General features: G+C 78.1%; 5 protein-coding genes. 2 read left to right on the top strand and 3 right to left on the bottom strand.

Features of this window, described 5'->3' with window-relative positions; genetic code table 11:
* The 3 genes from ACRYR7_RS23700 to ACRYR7_RS23690 all read right to left on the bottom strand — a co-directional run.
* The coding region (locus tag ACRYR7_RS23700; RefSeq protein WP_432574705.1) for an ATP-binding cassette domain-containing protein at window positions 1-1,842 on the bottom strand (1,842 nt) is incomplete at its 3' end.
* Window positions 1,839-2,882 carry a cytochrome d ubiquinol oxidase subunit II gene (gene cydB / locus ACRYR7_RS23695; RefSeq protein WP_432574704.1) on the bottom strand — a complete coding sequence of 348 codons (1,044 nt, stop codon included), beginning with the start codon at window positions 2,880-2,882 and terminating at the stop codon, window positions 1,839-1,841. The genes ACRYR7_RS23700 and cydB, both read right to left, overlap by 4 nt.
* A gap of 40 nt (window positions 2,883-2,922) precedes the next feature.
* Complete coding sequence (locus ACRYR7_RS23690; RefSeq protein ID WP_432574702.1) at window positions 2,923-4,389, bottom strand: cytochrome ubiquinol oxidase subunit I; 1,467 nt, start codon at window positions 4,387-4,389, stop codon at window positions 2,923-2,925.
* A gap of 164 nt (window positions 4,390-4,553) precedes the next feature.
* Between ACRYR7_RS23690 and ACRYR7_RS23685 the strand changes: the two genes are divergently transcribed.
* Both ACRYR7_RS23685 and ACRYR7_RS23680 read left to right on the top strand, forming a co-directional pair.
* Complete coding sequence (locus ACRYR7_RS23685) at window positions 4,554-4,946, top strand: BlaI/MecI/CopY family transcriptional regulator (protein ID WP_432574700.1); 393 nt, start codon at window positions 4,554-4,556, stop codon at window positions 4,944-4,946.
* A gap of 51 nt (window positions 4,947-4,997) precedes the next feature.
* Window positions 4,998-5,975 (top strand): M56 family metallopeptidase, encoded by a 978-nt coding sequence (locus ACRYR7_RS23680; protein ID WP_432574699.1) that lies wholly within the window; start codon window positions 4,998-5,000, stop codon window positions 5,973-5,975.
* Window positions 5,976-6,009 lie beyond the last annotated feature (34 nt).

Below are 6,009 nucleotides of genomic sequence, written 5' to 3'. Positions count from 1 at the left end.
GCCGCCTGCACGGCCCCAGCCCCGGCCGCGGGGTGCGGGTGTGGGGGTTACGGTGTGGGGGGTCCGGGGGCGGGATCCGGGGGGGGGGGGGGGGCACCCCCCGGGGGAGGGGGCCGCCGCGGCCGGGCGCGCCAGGTGCACGACCCGGTCGGCGGCCGCGAGCAGCGCGGGGCGGTGCGCCACGACGAGCACCGCGCAGCCGGCGCGGGCCAGCTCGCGCAGCGCGGCCACCACGGCCGCCTCGGCGGCCGCGTCCAGGTGGGCGGTGGGCTCGTCGAGCACGAGGCGGCGCGCACCCCGATCCTCCCCGGCTCGCTCGCCGGGCTGCACGCCGAGCAGGGTGCGCGCCAGCGCCAGGCGCTGGCGCTGCCCGGCCGACAGGCCGCCGGCGCCCTCGCCCAGCGGGCGCGCCGGGTCCAGGTCGCCCGCGGCCGCGGCCGCCAGCGCGCGCGCCACGTCGGCGTCGGAGGCCTCGCGGCCGGCGCGCACCGCCTGCGCGACGGTGCGCGCGAAGGGGGCGGTGGGGCGCTGGGGCAGGTGGGCCACCGCGCGCGCGCCCAGCGGGTGCTCCACGGTGCCGGCGTCGGGCGCCAGCAGGCCCGCCGCCACCCGCGCCAGGGTCGTCTTGCCCGCCCCGCTGGGCCCGGCCAGCGCCACCAGCTCCCCGGGCGCGACGTCCAGGTCCACCCCGCCGGTGCCGTCCGGGCCCGTCCCGACGACGGCGGTGCCGTCCTCGCGCAGCACCCGCACCCCGCGCAGGCGGATGCCGTCGGCGTCGCCGCCGGCCGGGAGCGCCGCGGGGGCGGTGAGCAGCTCGTCGACGTCGTCGACGACCGCCCCGGCGTCGGCGGAGTCGTGGAAGCGCGCCCCGACCTCGCGCAGCGGCCGGTACGCCTCCGGGGCCAGCAGGATCACCAGCAGGGCGGTGCGCAGGTCCAGCGTCCCGCCGGCCAGGCGCATCCCGGCGGTCACCGCGACCAGCCCCACCGACAGGGTGCCCACCAGCTCCAGGGCGGTGGAGGACAGGAACGCCACCCGCAGCACGCCCAGGGTGGCGCGCCGGTGCGCGTCGGTGGTCGCCGCGACCGCGCGCACCTGGCGGGCGGCGCGGCGGTGCGCGCGCAGCGTGGGCAGGCCGCGCACCACGTCCAGGAAGTGCGCCGAGAGGGTGCGCGCCGCGCGCCAGCGCCGCTGCGCGCGCGCCTGCGTGGCCCGGCCCAGCAGCACCGCGAACAGCGGCACCAGCGGCAGGGTGAGCGCCACGGTCAGGGCGGAGCCGGTGTCCAGCAGCGCCAGCAGCACCAGCACCGCCGGCGGCAGCAGCGCGCCGGGCACCAGTGCGGGCAGGTAGCGGGTGAACCAGCCGTCCAGGGCGGGCAGGCCCTGCACGAGCAGGGCGGTCAGGCGCGCGGCGCCGAAGCGCTGCACCCCAGCCGGGCCCAGCTCCAGCGCCCGCTGCGCCGCGCGGGCGGTGAGGTCCGCGCGCACCGCGGTGGCGGTGCGCTGCGCCAGCGCCGTGGCGGCCGCGGAGACCGCCGCGCGCGCGGCCACGACGGCGGCCAGCGCCAGCAGCGGCCGGCCGGTGCCGGTCCCGCGCCACAGCGCCACGACGAGGTCGGCCAGGGCGAAGGCCTGCGCCACCAGCAGGGCGGCGGCGGCGGTCTCGGCGGCGGCGACGGCCGCCACGCCGCGGCGGGCGGTGCGGGCGTGGCGCAGCAGGCGCGGGTCCACCGGTCCGCGCGGGCGGGCGCCGGCCGCGGCGGCGGGCCGCTCGCCGGCGGCGGGGGCGGCGGTGGAGGCGGGCAAGGTGGTGGTGCTCGTGGTGCTCGTGGTGCCCGTCACCGCCCCGCGCGCGCCGGCTGCGGCCGGCCGGTGCGCTCGCGCTGGGGGCCGTGCCCGCTGGCCACGCGGCCGCGGAAGACCCAGTACGACCACAGCTGGTAGGCCACCACGCCCGGCAGGACGACCACGCCGACCAGCGAGATGAGCTCCAGCGCCCCCTGCGAGGCGGCCGCCCCGCGCAGGGTGACGTCCCCGGCGGCGCTCAGGGTGCTGGGCAGCAGCACCGGCAGGTGGGCGGTGAACACCGCGACCACGGCGACGGCCACGGCCAGGCTGGAGGTGGCGAAGGCCAGCGCCTCCGCGCGCCGCCAGGCGGCCACGGCGGTCACGGCCAGCAGCGCGGCGGCGGCGGCCACCGCGGGCTGCCCGGCGGCGAGCAGGACGGCCAGCGCGCTGGTGGCCAGCGCGGGGGCGGTGGCCACGGCCAGGCGGCGCGCGCGCACCCGCAGCACCCCGGTGGTGCGCAGCGACAGGAACGTCGCGCCGTGCACGGTGGCCAGCAGCACGCCAGCCAGGCCGCCGAGCACCGCCCACGGGGAGACCATCGGCTCCAGCGAGCGGGTCAGCCCGCCCAGCGCGCCGGCGCGGGCGTGCACCTCGCCGTCGGCGGCCAGGGCCAGGCCGTCGACCAGGACGCCGAGCACGGCGCCCCAGGTAGCGGCCAGCAGCAGCGAGGAGCCGGCCAGGAAGGCGTCGCAGCGCGCGTGCCAGCGCGGGGAGTCGTGCTTGCCGCGGAACTCCAGCGCCACGCCGCGCACGGCCAGCAGCAGCAGGACGGCGACCATCGGCAGGTACAGCCCGGACAGCAGGGCGGCGTACCAGTCGGGGAAGGCGGCGAAGGTGACGCCGACCGCGGCGACGAGCCAGACCTCGTTGCCGTCCCAGACGGGCCCGACGGTGCGCACGGCCGCGCCGCGCTCGGCGTCGGTGCGCCCCAGCAGGGGGCCGAGGAACCCGACGCCGAAGTCGAAGCCCTCCAGCACGAAGAACAGGACCCAGGCCAGGACGGCGACGCCGAACCAGAGGACGGGCAGGTCCACGAGAACTCCTGAGACTCGGTGGTGCGCGGGGGAGCGGTGGTCAGTAGGTGAGGGCGACGTCGGCGTCGTCCTCCGCGCGGGCGCCGTCGCGGGTGCCCTCGCGGGGCGCGGGCTCCGCGGGCAGCCCGGCGCGCACGAGCCGGGTGACGAGCACGGTCCAGGCCCAGGCCAGCGCGCCGTAGACGGCGGTGAAGGCGAGCAGGCTGACGACGACCTCGCCGGCGGTCAGGCCGGGGGAGACGCCGTCGGCGGTGCGGAACAGCCCGAGCACCAGCCAGGGCTGGCGGCCGGTCTCGGTGAAGATCCAGCCGAAGGAGTTCGCGGCCAGCGGCAGCAGCGGCAGCACGGGCACCGACCACAGCACGGTGGGGGCCAGGCGGGTGTCCACGGTGAGCGGGCGCCCGGAGCGGGTGACCCACAGGTGCACCAGCGCCACGGCGGCGGCGAGCATGCCCACGCCGATCATGAGGCGGAAGCTCCAGAACGCGGCCGGGATCCAGGGGGTGTAGTCGCCGGGGCCGAACTGCGCGGCGTAGGCCTCCTGCAGGTCCTTCAGGCCCGAGACCTCCGCGGTGAAGGAGCCCTTGGCCAGGAACGAGAGCAGGCCGGGGACCTCGATGCTGAAGGTGGGCCGGTCCTGACCGGGCGGGGCGTAGGCGAAGATCGAGAACGGGGCCGCGGTGGTCGTCTCGTACAGCGCCTCGGCGGCGGCCATCTTCATGGGCTGCACCCGGGTGATGACCTTGCCGAGCACGTCGCCGGTGAGCGCGGTGGCGCCGCCGCCGGCCAGGGTCAGCCAGGCGCCGAAGCGGGACAGGGCGCGGAAGGCGGCGAAGGGCTCGGAGGAGGGCTCGTGCCCGCCGCGCAGCAGGTGCCACACGCCCACGGCCATGAGCAGCGCGCCGCCGGCCATCACCGAGCCGGCCAGGGTGTGCGGGAAGGCGGCGAGGTTGACCTCGTTGAGCAGCAGGTCGCGGAAGCTGCCCAGGCGCGCGCGGCCGGTGGCCTCGTCGACGGTGTAGGCGACGGGGTTCTGCATGAAGGAGTTCGCCGCGAGGATGACGAACGCGGAGATCGTGGTGCCCACGGCGACGACCCAGATCGTGGCCAGGTGCAGCGCGCGCGGCAGCCGGTCGCGCCCGAACCACCACAGGCCCAGGAAGGTGGCCTCCAGGAAGAAGGCGAGCATGCCCTCCACGGCCAGGGTGGGGCCGAAGACGTCGCCGTAGAAGCGCGCGAAGGCGCTCCAGGACAGCCCGAACTGGAACTCCTGCACCAGGCCGGTGACCACGCCGACGGCGAAGGTGACCATGAGCAGCTTGCCGGTCAGCAGCGCCAGGCGCCCGTACCGGGCCGAGCGCTGCGCGGCGCCGCGCCGGTGCAGCAGCACCGAGGCGCTCTGCAGCAGGGCCGCGGACAGCGACAGGCTGATCGACAGGGGCACGAACAGGTAGTGGTAGAGCGTCGTCACGGCGAACTGCAGCCGGGTCAGGAGCTCGATGTCCACCGGGTCCTCGATCACTGGTGGGAGGGGGGCGGCCGCCGCCGGCGAACCGTCGACTACGTCGTGTCGTAGACGTGTCCAGGATAGGCGCGGTCGCCGCGAATCTCTACGACGGGAGGTAGTACGACGGGTCGCGTTCGTCACACCGCTTCGCGTACCATCCACCCGTGGCACTGGGTGAGCTCGAACGCGACGTGATGGACCGGCTGTGGGCCGCGGGTGCCCCGCTCACCGTGCGCGAGGTCCACGAGCAGCTGGCCGCGCACCGCAAGATCGCCTACACCACCGTCATGACGGTGCTCGACCGCCTCGCCAAGAAGAACGTCGTGCGCCAGGAGCGCGAGGGCCGCGCCTTCCGCTACACCCCCGTCGCCAGCCGCGAGCAGATGGTCGCCGACCTCATGCTCGACGCCCTCGGCGGCGTGGAGGCCGTGGACACGCGGCAGGCCGCCCTGGTCCACTTCGTCGGTGGCGTCTCCGCGGCCGAGGCCGCAGCCCTGCGCGAGGCCCTGGACGCCCTGTCCCCCCAGGCCGCCGGGGGCGAGACCACCCCGGCGTGAGCCCGCGCCCGAGCTCGCCCGGGGCCGCACCGGCCGGGCGGTGAGCCGGCGGTGACCGCCTTCTGGTTCGCCGCCCTGGCCGTGCTGCTCACCGGGCCCGTGCCCGCCCTGCTCTCCCGGGCCCGCTGGGCCTGGCGGGTGCCGCGCGCGGCGCTGGTGCTGTGGCAGTCCGTCGCCCTGGCCGCCGTGCTCGCCACCCTGGGCGCCGGGCTGTCCTCGCTGACCATGCTCTTCACCGAGCAGCCCGGCCTGCCCTTCCTGGCCCGCCACGGCTTCGCCCAGACCACGCTCATCGGCCTGGGCACCGCCTTCGTCGCCGTCGTCACCGTGCGCTTCTGGGTGGTGGCCGCGCTCGTGGCCGTGCGCACCCGCCGCCGCCGGCGCCACCACCGCGAGATGGTCGACCTGCTGCACCGGCGCGACGCCGCCGGCGCCGTGGACCGCGCCCTGCTCGGCGAGGCCGGCGCGCGCGTGCTGCGGGTGCTCACCGGCCCCGCCCGGGTGGCCTACTGCGTGCCCGGCGTGGGCGGCAACCGCGTCGTCATCAGCGACGCCGTGCTGCGCGAGCTCAGCCCCGAGGAGGTCGCCGCGGTCCTGGCCCACGAGCAGGCGCACCTGCGCGCCCGCCACGACCTGGTGCTGGAGGGCTTCACCGTCCTGCACGCCGCCTTCCCGCGGGTGGTCTCCTCCCGCGCGGCCCTGGACACGGTGCGGCTGCTGGTGGAGATGCTCGCCGACGACGCCGCCCGCCGGCGCACCGGCGCGCTGCCGCTGGCGCGCGCCCTGGTGCAGCTGGCCTCCGCGCCCGGCGAGGGCGCGGGCGGGCAGGGGGAGCTGCGGGTGGGCGCCGACGCCGTCACCCGCGTGCGCCGGCTGGCCGAGGACCGCTGCGGGCCCCAGGAGCGCCGCGCGCCGCACCGGGGCCTGGCCGCGGCCGCCTACGCGGCCGCCGTGGGCGTGCTCGGCGTGCCGACGCTGGCCATCGCCGTGCCCTGGATCTCCTCCAGCTGGCGCGCCTTCGCCGGCTGAACGGCGCGCGCCCCCGGACCCCGCGCGCACTCGC

It is taken from the genome of Kineococcus gurbantunggutensis (genome assembly GCF_050871925.1).
Classification (GTDB): domain Bacteria; phylum Actinomycetota; class Actinomycetes; order Actinomycetales; family Kineococcaceae; genus Kineococcus.
This window is presented reverse-complemented; position numbering and strand designations above follow the sequence as displayed.